The sequence below is a fragment of the Bacillus haikouensis genome, from assembly GCF_013179555.1.
In the GTDB taxonomy this organism is placed as follows: Bacteria; Bacillota; Bacilli; order Bacillales; family Bacillaceae_B; genus Rossellomorea; species Rossellomorea haikouensis_A.
Genome location: NZ_JABMCR010000016.1, coordinates 12,622 through 28,977, shown reverse-complemented (window position 1 = coordinate 28,977; position 16,356 = coordinate 12,622). Strand labels below are relative to the sequence as shown.

Here is a 16,356-nt window from a genome sequence, read left to right as displayed (position 1 = left end):
AGATAGGCATCGATTCCCCAGAGCAAGATCAGGAACATCGCCGGAACCAATCCCGAATCGAACAACATGAAACTTATAAAAATGACCGTCCAGCCGATTCTGAGAACCCAAGTGTGAATTGGGTTGACTCCCTTAAAGGTGGCGCTGTTGTTCTGTATGTTCCAGTATCTCCTGGCAATCTTTTCAACAATGATATATATAACTGAAGAAACAATAATATAAATAATAACGTTCATGAGATTCTCCTCCAAAGCCCCGCCTGCCGTCTAACCACACTCCTAATTATTTCAAAACAGATTGGTATTATCAATCATTATTTCTAAAATGTTCCATTTATTACTTCCATTTTTACTCCCCGCCATACCTTGCCTTACAACGTAAAAAAAGCCTCGCTGCTGATGCACCAGGCAAGTATTATCAGCTGCGGGGCTTGAGGAAAAAATGATATTCAGTTAAAAAATGAAAGCTCAATGAACAAAAGATATTTACTAACGTGGTGACTCATTAAATAATCATGAATGTTCATAAGTATTGCTAGAAACTCTTTGATTACTCCAATTATTCATTGATTCACCGATTGAACTCCCTCTGTATAACGGACCGGAGCAACCGGCTCAGGCAATCAAGCGCATCCGCAGACGATTCAAGCCATTTTCAAAGAGACTCGTGCCAGTTTACAAAAATTCAAGCCACTATTAGAAAATTCAGGCCAAATCCGATCGCATCAAGCCACTTCTTCCAAAATACGTGCCGCTTGTCGAATAATCTTTACCGACCAAACAACCTCGCAAACCTAACCCGTTAATTTGTCTAAACCATTTATAAAACAAAGAAACCCAGCTTCATATACCATTCATCGTTCGCCGAACCACTCACTTTTCCAAAATCATATCAATATGAGGGATCCCGTCATCCAAATAGGTATTTGTTATCGCCCGGAAGCCAAAAGATCCATAGAACCCCCTTAAATACTCCTGTGCCTGGATTTTAACAGTTGTTTCGCCAAAATCATTGTGAATGAAGTGCAGCCCTCTTTTTAAAAGCTCGCCGGCCAGTCCTATGCCCCTGTATTCTTTCTTCACCATGACTCTGCCTATGGACGCTTCCTTATATGATATGCCTGCGGGCAGAAGCCTTGCATAGGCGATCACTTCACCATTTTCTTCCTTATAAAGATGGTAGGCATGGAGATCCTTTCCGTCGACTTCCAGATACGGACATTCCTGTTCCACCACAAAGACCTGGGTTCTCTCCTTTAAAATGGCATATAGCTCGCTTGTTGATAATTCACTAAATTTGTTTACTTTCCAGCTCATGACAGTAGACTCCTCTTATGTAATGTGTTGATCATGGACCATTGATGGCCAGGATGCTGATTCTCTTTTCATCGTATCCATTATAAAATATTCTGTACAGAGAAGGTACTCATCGGTCCTGGAAGTTCTGAACGAAATACCGGGATCCAGCCGCTCCATTAACTTACAATCAAAATGATTCCCAATCCAATCACTGTTAGGATTACTAAATGAATACCGTTCGAACGGATTCCTGTTTCGAAACCGGAGATTCCAACAATTTTACTGACCATTAAGTTCAGACCTGAGAATGGGCTCGACGCACTGGAAATCGACCAGCTGAGTAATAACAGCATAGCAAGGGAGAGGTTGCTGATCCCGAGTTCTTCCGCTTTCAATTGCATGGCCAGGGCTGCGATGACGGCAATTTGATGCAGTCCTATATAGGTGACTGCGACGACAATGCATATTACGGCCAGGGCAAAGAGTAGAATCGAATCTTTTGCCACTCCTGTCAGAAAATCGCTTATTGTGTTGGCAAAGGGAGTTCCCTGAACGGCATGGGCAAATAAACCGGCGCTAGTGAACAGCATGATTTCGTTGTTCATCATCGGCACCGATTGATCACGATAGTTTTCGAGAAGCGGGATCAGGCGGGACCAGCCTTTTGTGATGATTCCCCATACAAGCGGCAGGATAATGGAAATGATACAAACAATTATGATCATCGACCACTTGGTGAAGTATTCAATCGTCAAAGAAGAGCTTAGCAGTAACGTGACAAACATGCCGAGCATAAGAAGTTGGTTACGGGATTCCTTTGCCAGGGGAACTTCGGGAGTATGGATTCTCTCGAGCGGGTTCCGGCGTTCCCATAAGGCAAACAGGAAGTTGCCGATGAGCAGCGAAAGAAAGGAAAGCCCGATTCCATACACGATATATTTTCCGACTTCCATATCCAAATAGTAGAGAACCAATGAGACGGAAGCAAAATAGGGAGACCACATGATCGCCGTGGAGAATCCGATCAGATAGCTTTTGGCACTCATTGCAGCAGGCAGTTTAAGATCGGATAGAAATTCACTAAGTATCCGGACAGAACCAAGGCTCAGGATTGGACTTAGTATGAATAAAGAAGTTGTGATACCAGCAAATAGCCGGCGCGGGTGATGAAGTAAATTTCGTAACAGGGAATCGATCGATTCGAAGTATCCGCCAAGCTTCAGCGGTATCGATAGTAGCGGAGCGAGCGTCACTATACAAAGCAGTGGAAGGATCATCAGGATTCCCTGACTGATTCCCTCTGCCCCTGTACCCTTGTAAAATTCGAGAATGATTCCCATCCCCATCATCACCATGGCAATGATACGGGGAAACCCTTGTGCTTTCACGGCACTTGCAATGAAGCCTGCGATCGCCAGCACAACAACGAGGTAGCCAAGCCAGACGTTTTGTACAAAATAATAACTGAGATACAGGATACACATTGACAAAATGAGATAACTTCTCAAGCAGATTCCATCTCCTTTTTACCAACGAACCATTTCCTTATGGGCTCATTTGCATGCTTTGATGTTTTACATACTTATGAATGTCCGCCGAATAGTAGTCATGAGTTTGAAAGAGCTCATCATTGTACTGCATTCTGACTCCTTAGATTCATGCGAAGCAAAGCAGCCCTTTTTATAACAAGAGAAAGGCAACCCATTTGAAGGGTGTGCCTTTTCATAAACATTTTCATGTAACTGGGGCTGGGTTGAATAATGCCAGGTCGTTATGCAGTCTCCATTTCTCAGCCCATGTCTGCTTTCTGCCGCTTGCCACGTCTATTATAAAATGGAAGAGCTGCCAGCCGACATCCTCGATGCTTGCTTCACCCGTGGCAATTTGACCGGCATTGACGTCGATCAGATCATGCCATTGCTCCATCAGCGCATTTCTGGTTGAGACTTTGATCACCGGAGCCATGGCCAATCCGTAAGGCGTCCCCCTGCCGGTTGTAAATACCTGCAGATGCATACCGGAAGCCAGTTGCAGCGTCCCGCATACAAAGTCGCTTGCAGGGGTAGCCGCAAACAACAGCCCTTTCTGCGCCGCTTTTTCTCCAGGTGATAATACGCCGGAGATAGGGCTCCGACCAGATTTCGCGATCGAACCAAGTGATTTTTCTACTACGTTGGAGAGCCCTCCTTTCTTATTTCCCGGTGATGGATTGGCACTTCTGTCTGCTTCCCCTTTCATCAAATACTCGTCATACCATCTCATTTCTTTGATGAGATCCTTTCCGACCTTTTCATCTGTTGCCCTTGGTGTCAGTAAATGTACTGCATCCCGGACTTCTGTCACTTCAGAAAATAAAACCGTTGCCCCGGCCCTCACCAATAAATCTGCTGCGAATCCGACTGCGGGGTTCGCTGTCACTCCTGAAAAGGCGTCGCTTCCGCCGCACTGCAGTCCAACAACCAAATCAGAGGCTGGACATGTTTCCCGCTGACGCCGGTTTAATGAAATGAGTCTTTCTTCCGCCATTTCTTTAATGGTTTGAATCATGTTCGTAAATCCGTTTTGGTCCTGTAATGAGACAATCGATCCACTCTCGCCTGCCGGGACAAGTCTGCTCGGAGCAAGCTTTTCACACCCTAATCCGACTACCAGCAGTTCGCCGCCAAAATTGGGGTGCCTGGCGATATTCTGGATCGTCCGGATCGGGATCTCTGCATCCGGGGCGTTGATCGCGACCCCGCACCCATATGTATGATTAATTGCTACAACGTCATGAACATTCGGATAGTTCGGCAGAATTTCTTTCTTGATTTCACTTACGGCATAATCCAGAACACCGGATACACATTGTACACTTGTTGTGATACCGAGAATATTTTTAATGCCGGCACTCCCATCGGAATTCCGGTACCCTTGAAAGGTATATCCTTCAAGAGGCGGAAGCGCGTCAGGTATTTTCGTAGCCAGGGGAAGTTCATCCAATTCCGGTGGTGTCGGGAGCATGACAAGCGATTCTTTCATCCAGCTCCCCCTTTTAACAGTGGAGGCAGCATACCCGATCACTTCACCGTAACGTATAATGGCTTCTCCACTAGCAAGATCCGTCAGCGTTACTTTGTGACCTTGCGGGACGTATTCCTTCAATTCAAGTCCACATGGGAATCGGGTCCCTTCAGCAAGACCTTTCGAATTTATAATAATCGCTACGTTATCCAGCGGATTTATCTGAATATAAAGCGGAAGTTCATTTAAAGACATACGAAACGTCTCCTTTAGTCTTCTATTTAGATATCGCGCGTGTTATCTTACTAAACATGGCTTTTTATTGTTAAACGTCCAGCCAGGGATTAAATGCTGCATGGCAGCGGAATCATCCCTGCTTCCCAGCCCTTCTTTTTTATATAGGGCATGAGCCTTTTCAATCTGATCCATGTCGACTTCAACTCCCAATCCCGGTTGATCAGGTACTTTAACCCTGCCGTTCTGAATCTTGAATGGATCTTTCGTCAACTGCTGGCCATCCTGCCAAATCCAGTGGGTATCAATGGCTGTAATACTCCCCGGTGCCGCTGCAGCAACATGGGTGAACATGGCGAGTGAAATGTCAAAATGATTATTCGAATGCGATCCCCATGTCAATCCCCAATCATGGCACATCTGCGCCACCCGGACTGAACCCTGCATCGTCCAGAAGTGAGGATCTGCAAGGGGAATATCCACTGCGTTCATCTGGATGGAATGCCCCATCTGCCGCCAATCAGTCGCAATCATATTGGTTGCGGTCTTGAGACCCGTTGAACGCCTGAATTCTGCCATGATCTCTCTTGCCGAGTATCCATTTTCAGCGCCGCATGGATCTTCTGCATAGGCAAGGACATGGTGCTGATCCCGGCATAAACGGATCGCTTCTTCCAATGACCAGGCACCATTTGGATCAAGCGTCACCCTGGCATCAGGGAACCGTTCGGCAAGGGCCGTTACAGCTTCTATTTCTGCTTCTCCCCGCAGTACACCGCCTTTTAATTTAAAGTCATTGAAACCATACCTGGCATGGGCTGCTTCAGCCAGCCTGACAATGGCTTCCGGTGTCATCGCTTCCTCATGACGGAGGCGGAACCAATCACTTTCATTCCTCAGATCACTGACGTAAGGAAGATCTGTTTTCGCCCTGTCACCGACATAAAACAAATACCCAAGCATTTCCACTTCATCGCGCTGCTGTCCTTCACCGAGCAATGCGGCTGCGGGCACATTCAGATGTTTTCCCAACAGATCAAGAAGGGCAGCTTCTATGGCTGTCACCGCGTGAACCGTCACCCGCAAATCAAAGGTTTGAAGCCCTCTTCCAGCGGTGTCGCGATCACCAAATTGTTTCCGGACAGAATTGAGAATGGTATGATACCTTCCAATGGACTGTCCGATGACAAAGGTTCTTGCCTCCTCCAGTGTTCTGCGAATGCGTTCTCCTCCCGGAACCTCCCCAACACCTGTATGACCTGAATTATCCTTTAGAATAATGACATTCCTGGTAAAATAGGGCCCGTGGGCCCCGCTCAGATTTAATAACATACTGTCATGACCGGCAACCGGAATGACTTTCATGTCGGTGATGACCGGTGTATGAGATGGCTTTTCGTCCGATACCTGTTTTGCTGTTAGCTGCTGTTCGATCGTCCTCACCCCTAATTTACAGAATCACATACATATTCTTCTTTCCTTTTGTGTAGTCCTCTTTTAAAATAAACTACTTAACAAATACTGTCTTGATCGAGGTAAAGAATTCCTTAGCAGCTTCTCCTTGCTCGCGGGAATGAGAGCTTGATTGCTTCATGCCGCCAAATGGAGCTTGAAGCTCAACCCCGGCGCTTTCCGCGTTGATTCTGACCAGGCCGGCTTCCATCTCTTCAATGAATGAAAGCATGCTGGAAATGTTACGTGTAAAGATAGAAGCGCTTAATCCGTACTGGACATCATTGGCAATCGACAGTCCATCTTCAAGTGAGTTGACTTGAATCAATGCAATGACGGGACCGAATATCTCTTCTTGTGCAATCTTCATACTTGAAGTCACATTGTCGAATATGGTTGGTTCTACAAAATACCCTTTCTCATAACCTTCACTGGTCAGTTGATTGCCCCCGGTTAACAATCTCGCACCTTCTTGTTTTCCAATCTCGATGTAGGACAGGACGGTTTTCATCTGTCCTTCGCTTGCACAAGGTCCAAGCCAAATTCCATCTTTCAGTCCGTTCCCGATTGTAATGGCCTTCGTTTTAGCCACTAACCTGTCTTTGAAGTCTTCAAAGACTTCTGCCTCCACGATGACACGGCTGGTTGCTGTACATTTTTGACCTGTAGACCGGAACGCCCCGCTGATTGTTGCCTCCACCGCCAGATCCAGGTCGGCATCCGCTGCCACGATGACCGGGTTTTTACCTCCCATTTCCAATTGGTATTTGGCTCCACGGGCCAGTGCTGCCTGCCCGATTCCTTTACCAACCGAATTGGAACCGGTAAATGTGATCCCGTTCACATCGGGATGATCGGTAAGTGCCTGCCCGATGACTGAGCCGGATCCAGTTACAAAATTTACGACACCTTTTGGAAGTCCAGCCTCTTCAAAACATTCTATGACTTTCGCAGCAGTAACCGCTGCTTCTTGTGCAGGTTTCAATACGACCGTATTTCCATAGATGAGAGCAGGTGCCATTTTCCATATTGGAATGGCCACCGGGAAGTTCCATGGCGTGATGACACCAACGACTCCGAGCGGGACTCTGCTTGTAAACATCAATGCCTGGCTGTCTGTAGAAGGGATGACATCTCCCACTTTACGCATGCCTTCACCAGCATAGTAACGAAGGAGTGCCACTCCGCGAGCCGTTTCCCCTTTCGCTTCAGGAAGGGTTTTCCCCATTTCCCGGGTCATGCATTCTGCAATTTCATTCGTCTTTTTTTCAAGTATGTCTGCAGCTTTATATAAAAACGCCCCTCTTTCGCTGCCGGCTAACTTTCTCCAAGCTTTTTGTGCTTCTTTTGCAGCAGCAACCGCTTTGTCTGCCTCTTCTTTCGTCGACATCTGCACATACCCGACTATTTCATCCCGGGCTGCCGGATTTAAGCTTGCTTGAATATCCCCGCTTTCTGATTCCTTCCACTCACCATTGATAAAATTCAAATACGTTTTATTTTTAATTTCTACAGTCATGTTTCTCCTCCTTTAATTTTCCTTAGTGCTAAAGTCTGTTTGCAGGTACACTTTACAAAAAGTGATTCCCCCCGAATTTCTAGATTAATTCCTTCGATCCGGCCTGTTGAACAGGGTATCTCTCCAACGTCTTTTCGATGATGGTCTTCAATTGCGTATAGTGTTCCTTCTCAACCGGAACACATGGCGGACGGACTGTATTGGCAACGGGCAGCCCGACAATTTCCATACCTGCCTTGATTAAAGAAACGGCGTATCCTTTCCGAGACTTTCTGATTTGGTTGATTGGAAGGAGAACATTCACATAAATCTCTTTTACAAGCTCTTCATTTCCTTCCTTTAATGCATCGTAATAAAGTCTGGAGACATGCGGTATATAGTTCGACATCGCAGAAGAATAGGAGTTGAATCCGATAGAATGGTAAGCAGGCATGGTAATTTCCGCAAAAGGCATTCCGTTTAACCACTCCACCTTATCCCCGATGGTTTGTGTCAGCTCCAGATTCAATTCCATATTCCCGTAACCGTCTTTGACACCGACAATCTGCGGCAATTCCTCAATCAGCTTTTGTAACGACGGCAACTGTAAGACGGCGTTATCTCTTTGATAGAGAATCGCAGGCAGGCTGCTCTTTTGAATAATAGTCTTATAGTAGTTATATAATCCTTCCTGTTCTCCTTCAATGAGATATGGAGGCAGGACCAAAAATCCGTCTACGCCCAGATTCTCAGACAGCCTGACTTGTTCAATGGCATCTGCAATGTTGCCGCCGACTCCTGAGTAAACCGGAACTCTTCCATTCGACACAGAGACCGCCACTTCAACCATCGTTTGATATTCCGCTTTATTCAATGCATGGAATTCACCTGATCCGCAGGCAATGAAGATGGATGAAAGTCCTTCTTTGATCAGAAATTCGATATTCTCCGCTAATGCTTTTTCATCAATCTCTCCGTTTTCAGTATAAGGTGCTGTAGGGAATCCTAAAATTCCAGTTGGTGCTTTTCTTTTCTTTACCAAATCACTCATTCCCTTCATAGATAGACAGTTTGTTTGTCTTACAATTAAATAAAATACAATACACCCATCAGTGTGTGTCGACTTTGACGGATGCACGCCCCGCTTTTTATAAATCAGATGCCCATATTTCCTTTGCCTATGAGCATCTGCAGCAGATTATCAATTATCTTCATTTAAGTCGATATATTTTTCCTCAGTCTTCTTCATATAATCATTTGCTTCTTCTTGATTAAAGTACGTTGGTGTTACAAGGAATTTCTCTGCCTCTTTGACATACTCTTCATTCGTGACCACTTTCTCGACAGCCTTTGAAAATGCATCTACGATCTTATCTGGCGTATCCGGATTGAAGCCATAGAAGAAGAACTTTTCAAACTCGCTGTTTACCCCTTGCTCGACAAATGTAGGAACATCTGGCATAAGATCCATCCTCTCACTTGCCATGATTCCGAGTGACCGCATATCTCCAGATTCAACATAGTCTTTCACTAGCCCCAGTGAAGTAGGTACGATATCTACATGACCTCCCAGCAAAGCTGTTACTTTCTCAGCAGCACCTCCTACATCAACGATATTCAACTCAATATTCTGGTCTTTTTGCAAAGCTAATAATTGAAGATGTGTAAATCCGCCCACTTCTGTTGCAATTGAAACTTCCCCTGGATTGGCACGGGCATATTCAACCATATCCTGAAGGTCCTTAAACTTAGAATCACCGCTTACCATGAAAGTGTTTCCCTGGTCCAATACTGCAATTCCCGCCAGTTTAAACGTATCAAAGCTGTCTTCAGTCAGACCGAGAATTCTGTTTAACAGCAAGGAATTATGGAAGAAGAGAACGGTATGACCATCTGGATCTGCATCGAGTACTTCATTGGCACCAACTGTACCGCCTGCGCCCGTTACATTCGAAACCACTACCGGCTGACCAAGTTCTTCTTCAAGATATTTCCCCAGCAGTCTGGCATTCGCGTCAGTATCTCCGCCTGCACCGGCCGGCACTACAACCGTTACCGGTTTAGATGGGTAATCACTTGCTTCGACATCTTTACTGCTTGAACTTGTGCCAGAACATCCCGCCAGCACTGTGGCAAACACCAGCATGGTTACAGCAAACAAAACACCTTTAAATGATTTCTTCATACTTTACCCCCCAGATTTATTATTTCAATAGGAACCTTCCTATTAAAATCAACCTTCACCCTTGCGTTACAAACTGATTGTATGATTAGAATCATGATCCCGTTTCTTCTTATAATTGCTTCTAATCTTAAATAACACAGACAGCAGCGCCAAAGCCAAGAATACAGCAGCAATAGGCTGTGTTAAAAACGGTGTGAAATCACCTTTCGAATACATAAGCCCTCTTCGCAGATTGGTTTCTGCAAGCGGTCCTAATATAAAGCCGAGAATCACCGGCGTAATCGGAAATTCAAACTTGAGCATGGCATATCCGAGAATTCCAAACAATAGTAGAGCTCCTGCATCAAATAAACGGTTATTCACTCCGATCGCACCAACCACACAGAGGACGAGAATAATCGGAAGAAGGATATATTGCGGAATGCTCAACACTTTAGTAAATATTCTCATTCCCCAGAACAGCATTGCGATCATAAAGAAGTTCGCGATGATCAAGGCAGCAAATATGCCATAAACAACATCTCCATTATTTTCGATAAGCAGCGGTCCCGGACTCAGTCCATGAAGAATTAATCCACCCAGAAGCAAAGCTGTGACGGTATCACCGGGAATCCCAAGTGAAATTAATGGAACAAGCGCTCCTCCGACAGCGGCATTATTTGCAGACTCAGAAGCCACAACACCATCAGGAATCCCTTTTCCGAATTCATCAGGTTTCTTAGATTGGTTTTTGGCAGTGACATACGCGATAATATTGGCCGTACCGCCGCCTATACCAGGCAGGATACCGATCCCGATCCCAATTAAGGCAGACCTTAAACCATTCCACCCCTGAGTGAAGAAATCTTTCACTGAAAATCCAAAGCCTTTTAGTTTATATTGGACGGACTGTCCCTTTTTCAGCTTGGTCTCAGAAGATTTAATGATTTCGGATACTGCAAATAATCCAATCAGTACAGGCAGCAATTGAAAGCCTGCATTCAAATCTTTAAATCCAAACGTAAATCGCGGGAATGCATCTATCGGAGCTGAACCTACCATTGCAAGTGCTATTCCAAGCAATCCGCTTAAAAGCCCTTTGATCAATGACCCGCCCGATAAGCTGGATATCATCGTCAAGGCGAAGATCGTGATAGCAAAATATTCGAAAGGTCCGAATTCAAGAGCCAGCTTTGCCAATGGTGGAGCAAGTAACATCAGAACGATAATACTCAGCAAGCCCCCAAGAAAAGAAAACAGGATGGCATAACCGAAAGCAGGTCCTGCCTGCCCTTTTTTGGCCATTGGAAACCCGTCGAATGTAGTGGCAATGGAAGATGGGGTCCCTGGAAGATTCAACAGGATTGCAGGGATTAATCCACCCGATACACCCCCTATGTAAAGTCCCATCAGTAAAGACATAGCGGCAATAGGTTCCATGCCAAACGTGATCGGAAGGGTAATGGCAATCGCCATTGTTGCTGTTAAACCAGGAATGGAACCGAAGACCAATCCAAGTGCGACTCCTCCGAGAATGTAAGCGATGGTCTTAATCGTTAATACCGAGGCAAACCCTTCTAGAAATAACTCAAACATACGATCCCCCCTATCCTAAAATTCCTGCTGGCAGCATCAAGTGGAAGACTGATTTAAAAATAAAGTAAACAAATACCGAAGTAACAACCGATGTAACAAGAAACAATGGAATTTTCCTTTCCTTCTTATCGGCTAACAAATACATTTGCACAAAGAGATAAACCACAGTTGTAATAAGAAACCCGATCGCAGGCAGCAAGGCAACGTACAGTACCAATAAACCAACAGTGGCTAAAACGGACATTGGACTTATTTTCTTCTTTTCTTTCTTCTCCTCATCAGCCCCTTGTTCCAATTCCCCTGCTTCCTCCCCGCCTGAACCTTTTAATTGTTTAATAGAGTTGATCAAATAGAATACACTTAGAATGAAAATACCGATTGCAACCAGCTTCGGAGCAAAGTCCGCTCCTACTTTAGAAACCGTCAGCTTCATAATATTGTTCGATGCTGCGAACATTACAGCTGAAAAAAGTATCAAGAAAGCGCTTGCAACGATATCCTTGTTTATCCTAATCATAAACTCCCACCTTCCCCTGTTTTCTAACCTTCGAACTCAACCAGTGCAGCAAGCAGCGCCTTGATGTACCCGATTGAATACGCGAAACCGACACTGCCGTAGCTCCAGCCAATGTTCGAATGGGCCCAATTTCCATCGAGATCCGGTCGATCTCCCTCCATCATCGGTACATGATCCGGGTTCAGACAGCCATCATAGCCTACTTTGCGAAGCTCAAGGAGAATCTTGAACATATTCATATCCCCATCATCCAACAGCGCTTCTTCAAAGGCTCCAGCTGTCGGCAGGCTTCCCCGTACATTTCGGAAATGGACCAAGAAAATCCGGTCTTTTCTGCCATAATGATTGATTTCATTCAGTACCAATGGACTTCCGCCTTCTTCAGCCCGGGTTCCAACACAGTAGATGTAACCCACATTTTTGCTTGGAAACTCATCCATGATCCGGCGATATCCCAAACCGCCAAACGGAGTGTCGTGATTAGGAGAGTCAGAAGGATGCATTCCTAATTTCACGTCATAATCTTCGCAAACCGGTACAAGCTTTGAATAGGCATCACGGAAGCGCCCCCGCCATTTTTCATGTTCTTCCAGAGTAGGAGTTTCATAGGACTCTTTGTTGAAACCAAGACTTTCTCCGCGGGCAATCGCTCCGCCCCTTTGTCTGGCCTGATAACTTTTCGTCATATAATTGAAGGTATCTCCTGCAAATCTCTGCCGGACGATCTTGATGCCCGCTTCCCCAAATACTTTTACCGCTTGTACAGACTTTTCCAGTTCCACTTCACTGCCCTCTTCATCATCCATGAAACTCTTTGAAAGGTCAGGCAATGTTACACGGTTAATATCCAATCCGAATGAGCGGATTTTACGCTTCATCTTTACCAATTCATCCAGATCAGGAAAACCTTGCTCCTTCACTCCGGGGAAAGAAGCACCCGTGCCAAAGTCAACGCAATCCACCCCTAATTGGCACATTTGTCTCAATTCGTTATCCGTTAAATCAAATTTCGTCGTCGTCACTGATACTTTCATCATCGAAAAGTCTCCCTTCTGACTTTTTTAATTTTAAGAATCCGCTTACATTTTCATGTTTTTAATTGTAAGACAAATAAAAATGTGAGTCAATATAAAATTTTAAATATTCTAAAATTAAATCCAAACAAAAAAACCGGATAAAGATCAATCCTTTATCCGGTCAGCTCTTCTTATTAAATTGGCAGTTGAGAAAACTATATCAATAAAATAATTTAAGATTCTTCAGCCTTAAACCTCTTCATTGCTTTCTTTCTGACAAAATCAAGGTGGCGATACATCGCTGCGTACGCCTCAATTGGATCGCGCTTCTCAAGAGCATTATAGATATCCACATGATACTCAATCGTTTGAGCCAAATTACGATCCTCCAACGGAATCTGCTCCAACACCTTTTGATGAAAACTTTGCAGTGGGTCAATAATCGCTTCAAAAAGAGGAATCTTAGCAGCAAGGGCGATCGCTTTATGGAATTCTTTATCCACCTCTGATGAATCTTCCGTAGGCAGTCCTCTCATTTCATCGATTAAATCTCTTAATCTTGCCAGGTCCTCATCCGTAATTTTTTCAGCCGCTAACGTAATTAAACCCAGCTCTAATGCAACCCTCGTCTCGATAATCGAAACGAAATCCGTCGATGAAAGCGCTAACATCATTGAGAACGGTTTAGACCCTACTCTGTCTGCAAAGAAGGTACCATTCCTAGTCTTCCTGTTCACAATCCCCAGAACTTCCAACGAAGTCATCGCTTCTCTTATCACGGGGCGGCTAACATCACAAATCTCCATTAATTCCAGTTCCGACGGTATTCTATCCCCTGGTCTAAACTTGCCGCTCGTCAGCAGTCCAATGATTTCATCAATAACCTGGTTCGATAACGTTTTCCTGCTCAGGGATTTAATATCTACACTCTTCGAATTTTCCACGTCTTCTCCCTCTTTCCAACAAGACTCTATGTGAATATAATTTGTAAGACAATTTTACTAAAGATTCGAAAATTGTCAAGATTTAGATGGTTCGGCGTTGGGAGGCGGCCGCTGACACATAGCTGCTTTTTGGTGGGTTCTCACTTGATTTGCAGACATAATGAGGGATGTGCGTATGGAATATTTTGTTAAAAGGATGAATTACCCGTCTTTTTGGCAAGATTATTCTTCATTTCGGCAAGTATAATCCTTAAACTGGCAAGATTATTTTTTATTCCGGCAAGTATAATCTCAAACTGGCAGGATTATCACGGAAATCGGCAAGTTTTATTTTTCATTCGAGCAAGGATAACCTCAAACTGGCAGGATTATCGCTGAAATTGTCAAGATTACGTCATTCCGCTTGTTCAAGCATTCGTGAAACCCAATGATATCGACTAAATTCCATCTCGGAAAGCACTTTAAACCAATTTGGACGGCCAGTCGGAGACAATCCTGCCAGAATGGTGGATAATCCTGCCAAAACGAACGTTAATCCTGTTGGAATCATCATTATTCCTGCCAATTTGAGTATTAATCCTGTCAAGATTGACTTTAATCCTGCCATTTAACATATAATTCCAATCTAGCCCACAAAAAAATGACCAGCTCCTAAACAGGTGCTGATCACGTTCAATGACAGGATTATTTAAAGTGTACTTTCTTAGGATCCATATGTTCAGAAATGATATCCTTAAATGTCTCTATGTCTGCATTTGTGTTGAAATATCGTTCAGGTAGAAGGATAGCTTTGTTTTTAGAAAGATAGAGTAAGAACATCTCTTTATTTCCCCGGACCGCATGGATATCGGACCATTCTACGCAGGTTGTGGACCTCCCTCTGATCTGAGTGAAGCCAGTCTCGTGAAACTCGTATGTAAACTCACTCTTCGCCAGCTGGTCACTTTTAAACTCTCTGATCCCTTTCCATCTCAGGGTGACCTTTACTAGAAGAAACAATAGAATCGTTGCAATGGATGAAAGGATCAAATTAAACATCGTGGTGAGCATAACATCGAAGCCGTTTTCAATTGTTGAAGCCGTAGAAACTGCAAATACCGCGAAGATAAACACAAAATAACCCCATGTTATCCAACGGACCATTCTTTTCGTATGCAGCGCATTGAACTTTTTGAAGTCACCAAGTGAGAGTGTCCCGGTCAAAGCTAATAATGTCTCATTTCTTTTGTGCATACTGCTGATAAACAATCACTCTTTCTATTTTAAACTACTACTATTTATTATAGCATAGGAAAAATATAAAGGGCCTGACCATCCAGCATCAGGCCCCCAAACCGATTCTTACTCTATATTTTTCACAAGCTCTCTCATCGCATTCAATTTCTCTGTAAGCTCCAGGAACCATTCTTCGTCCTCTGTCGAGAGGGAGAGATCAATCAGGAAACGGATTTGCTCTTTATTGGCTATTCGGGCATCGGGCAGTTTTGTTACATCTTTTGCTAATAAAGGGATGCTTGAACCTTCGATGTCCCTGTTATCACTTGTGACGACTTTTGCGCGCACTGTCATTCCTTGAAAATCAAGGTTCTCAATATAACCGATAATCAATTCACCGTCACGGGATATACCTTTTACCCAATCCCCGGTAGTTAAGATTGTGTTCATCATTTCCACCCTCTTTTTAAACTGGAATGTTTTTTATTACATTTTAGGTAATTGAAAGGTCGATCACTTCCAGTCATTTTCCTTTAGAAATCAGATCGACAATGTCTTTTATCGTATATTGTTTCAAATACTCGCCAAGATGCTCTTCTGCACCCAGAAAGATGGTGAACAATACTTTATGCATATTCGCACCGACTACACATGCTTCATTCGAATCCGGGCACTTCGGCTGTATGGCGCCTTCCGACGTGAGCCTGTAAATATCACAGAGACTCACTTCACTTAATTCCTTTGCAAAAATGAATCCGCCGCCGGTCCCTTCCTTTGACTTGATGATGCCATGCTTTTTGAGCATACTCAGGACTTTCCGGATACGGACGGCATGCACCCCCGCACTTTCCGCTATCGCGTCACTCTTGGACATCCGGTCTTGCTGCAGGGCCAGATACGTTAAACTGTGAATGGCCAGTGTAAAATCACTATTCATAAGCTGCCTCCTACTTTCTATCTGCACGGTAAGTAAATGGTACAGATCAGCCAGTCAAGCCTGCCAACTTGATCTAATTCGCCTCTTTCATCAATTCCTGATAAGAAAACGTGCGAAGCCTGCGCGGCAGGAAACTGCGGATCTCTTCATCATTATAGCCGACTTGGATCCGTTTTTCGTCCAGCATGATTGGTCTGCGCAGTATTTTCGGATTGTCCATGATCAGTTGATAAAGCTGCTTCAGGGGCAGCGCATCAATATCTACATCCAATTCTTTATAGGTATGGGAATTTTTCGAGATGATCTCTTCAGTTCCTTCCTCAGTAAGTCGAAGTATCGACTTGATCTCATCTGCCGTCAGCGGATCCGCCAAGATATTCCGTTCCGTATACTCAATCCCATGCTCATCAAACCACGCTCTTGCTTTCCGGCAAGAAGTACAGCTTGGTGTAATATACAATGTAACCATTTTCTTCACTCCT

General features: G+C 44.4%; 17 protein-coding genes. All 17 read right to left on the bottom strand.

Annotated elements, in window-relative coordinates; all coding sequences use genetic code 11:
• On the bottom strand, window positions 1-236 hold a 236-nt coding region (locus HP456_RS03290), incomplete at its 3' end, for a hypothetical protein (RefSeq protein ID WP_172248581.1).
• Between the two features lie 636 nt (window positions 237-872).
• Entirely contained in the window at window positions 873-1,316 is a 444-nt protein-coding gene (locus HP456_RS03285; RefSeq protein WP_172248580.1) for a GNAT family N-acetyltransferase, read from the bottom strand.
• A 158-nt stretch (window positions 1,317-1,474) separates the two neighbouring features.
• On the bottom strand, window positions 1,475-2,806 hold the full coding sequence (locus HP456_RS03280; RefSeq protein ID WP_172248579.1) for a TRAP transporter large permease subunit: 1,332 nt from the start codon (window positions 2,804-2,806) through the stop codon (window positions 1,475-1,477).
• Between the two features lie 226 nt (window positions 2,807-3,032).
• A complete protein-coding gene (garD, locus tag HP456_RS03275) occupies window positions 3,033-4,556 on the bottom strand; it encodes a galactarate dehydratase (RefSeq protein WP_172248578.1) in 1,524 nt (507 codons plus the stop codon).
• A gap of 42 nt (window positions 4,557-4,598) precedes the next feature.
• Window positions 4,599-5,969 carry a glucarate dehydratase gene (gudD, locus tag HP456_RS03270; protein ID WP_312857727.1) on the bottom strand — a complete coding sequence of 457 codons (1,371 nt, stop codon included), beginning with the start codon at window positions 5,967-5,969 and terminating at the stop codon, window positions 4,599-4,601.
• Window positions 5,970-6,042: 73 nt separating this feature from the next.
• On the bottom strand, window positions 6,043-7,506 hold the full coding sequence (gene gucD / locus HP456_RS03265; protein ID WP_172248576.1) for an alpha-ketoglutaric semialdehyde dehydrogenase GucD: 1,464 nt from the start codon (window positions 7,504-7,506) through the stop codon (window positions 6,043-6,045).
• A 79-nt stretch (window positions 7,507-7,585) separates the two neighbouring features.
• Window positions 7,586-8,527: a 5-dehydro-4-deoxyglucarate dehydratase gene (gene kdgD, locus HP456_RS03260; protein WP_376766187.1), complete on the bottom strand. Its 942-nt coding sequence runs from the start codon at window positions 8,525-8,527 to the stop codon at window positions 7,586-7,588.
• A gap of 159 nt (window positions 8,528-8,686) precedes the next feature.
• Entirely contained in the window at window positions 8,687-9,670 is a 984-nt protein-coding gene (locus HP456_RS03255; RefSeq protein WP_172248574.1) for a tripartite tricarboxylate transporter substrate binding protein, read from the bottom strand.
• Between the two features lie 66 nt (window positions 9,671-9,736).
• Window positions 9,737-11,245, bottom strand: coding sequence for a tripartite tricarboxylate transporter permease (locus HP456_RS03250; RefSeq protein WP_172248573.1), 1,509 nt, complete (start codon window positions 11,243-11,245; stop codon window positions 9,737-9,739).
• 10 nt (window positions 11,246-11,255) lie between these two features.
• On the bottom strand, window positions 11,256-11,762 hold the full coding sequence (locus HP456_RS03245) for a tripartite tricarboxylate transporter TctB family protein (protein ID WP_172248572.1): 507 nt from the start codon (window positions 11,760-11,762) through the stop codon (window positions 11,256-11,258).
• A 23-nt stretch (window positions 11,763-11,785) separates the two neighbouring features.
• On the bottom strand, window positions 11,786-12,799 hold the full coding sequence (locus HP456_RS03240; RefSeq protein WP_172248571.1) for a mannonate dehydratase: 1,014 nt from the start codon (window positions 12,797-12,799) through the stop codon (window positions 11,786-11,788).
• A gap of 212 nt (window positions 12,800-13,011) precedes the next feature.
• Window positions 13,012-13,722, bottom strand: a complete 711-nt coding sequence (locus HP456_RS03235; protein WP_172248570.1) for a FadR/GntR family transcriptional regulator — start codon at window positions 13,720-13,722, stop codon at window positions 13,012-13,014.
• Between the two features lie 394 nt (window positions 13,723-14,116).
• On the bottom strand, window positions 14,117-14,275 hold the full coding sequence (locus HP456_RS03230; RefSeq protein ID WP_172248569.1) for a hypothetical protein: 159 nt from the start codon (window positions 14,273-14,275) through the stop codon (window positions 14,117-14,119).
• A 131-nt stretch (window positions 14,276-14,406) separates the two neighbouring features.
• Window positions 14,407-14,955, bottom strand: a complete 549-nt coding sequence (locus HP456_RS03225) for a YcxB family protein (RefSeq protein WP_172248568.1) — start codon at window positions 14,953-14,955, stop codon at window positions 14,407-14,409.
• A 108-nt stretch (window positions 14,956-15,063) separates the two neighbouring features.
• A complete protein-coding gene (locus HP456_RS03220) occupies window positions 15,064-15,390 on the bottom strand; it encodes an IDEAL domain-containing protein (protein WP_172248567.1) in 327 nt (108 codons plus the stop codon).
• A gap of 70 nt (window positions 15,391-15,460) precedes the next feature.
• Window positions 15,461-15,874, bottom strand: coding sequence for an RrF2 family transcriptional regulator (locus HP456_RS03215; RefSeq protein ID WP_172248566.1), 414 nt, complete (start codon window positions 15,872-15,874; stop codon window positions 15,461-15,463).
• A 73-nt stretch (window positions 15,875-15,947) separates the two neighbouring features.
• Window positions 15,948-16,343 (bottom strand): transcriptional regulator SpxA, encoded by a 396-nt coding sequence (gene spxA, locus HP456_RS03210; protein ID WP_172248565.1) that lies wholly within the window; start codon window positions 16,341-16,343, stop codon window positions 15,948-15,950.
• Window positions 16,344-16,356: the final 13 nt, after the last annotated feature.

What these genes read in the sequence shown, in the direction of transcription:
- HP456_RS03220 (WP_172248567.1), bottom strand. Translation starts at nt 15,390, where the DNA reads ATGATGAACACAATCTTAACTACCGGGGATTGGGTAAAAGGTATATCC.
- HP456_RS03285 (WP_172248580.1), bottom strand. Translation starts at nt 1,316, where the DNA reads ATGAGCTGGAAAGTAAACAAATTTAGTGAATTATCAACAAGCGAGCTA.
- HP456_RS03240 (WP_172248571.1), bottom strand. Translation starts at nt 12,799, where the DNA reads ATGATGAAAGTATCAGTGACGACGACGAAATTTGATTTAACGGATAAC.
- HP456_RS03250 (WP_172248573.1), bottom strand. Translation starts at nt 11,245, where the DNA reads ATGTTTGAGTTATTTCTAGAAGGGTTTGCCTCGGTATTAACGATTAAG.
- HP456_RS03215 (WP_172248566.1), bottom strand. Translation starts at nt 15,874, where the DNA reads ATGAATAGTGATTTTACACTGGCCATTCACAGTTTAACGTATCTGGCC.
- HP456_RS03245 (WP_172248572.1), bottom strand. Translation starts at nt 11,762, where the DNA reads ATGATTAGGATAAACAAGGATATCGTTGCAAGCGCTTTCTTGATACTT.
- HP456_RS03225 (WP_172248568.1), bottom strand. Translation starts at nt 14,955, where the DNA reads ATGCACAAAAGAAATGAGACATTATTAGCTTTGACCGGGACACTCTCA.
- garD (WP_172248578.1), bottom strand. Translation starts at nt 4,556, where the DNA reads ATGTCTTTAAATGAACTTCCGCTTTATATTCAGATAAATCCGCTGGAT.
- gucD (WP_172248576.1), bottom strand. Translation starts at nt 7,506, where the DNA reads ATGACTGTAGAAATTAAAAATAAAACGTATTTGAATTTTATCAATGGT.
- HP456_RS03255 (WP_172248574.1), bottom strand. Translation starts at nt 9,670, where the DNA reads ATGAAGAAATCATTTAAAGGTGTTTTGTTTGCTGTAACCATGCTGGTG.
- HP456_RS03230 (WP_172248569.1), bottom strand. Translation starts at nt 14,275, where the DNA reads ATGATGATTCCAACAGGATTAACGTTCGTTTTGGCAGGATTATCCACC.
- spxA (WP_172248565.1), bottom strand. Translation starts at nt 16,343, where the DNA reads ATGGTTACATTGTATATTACACCAAGCTGTACTTCTTGCCGGAAAGCA.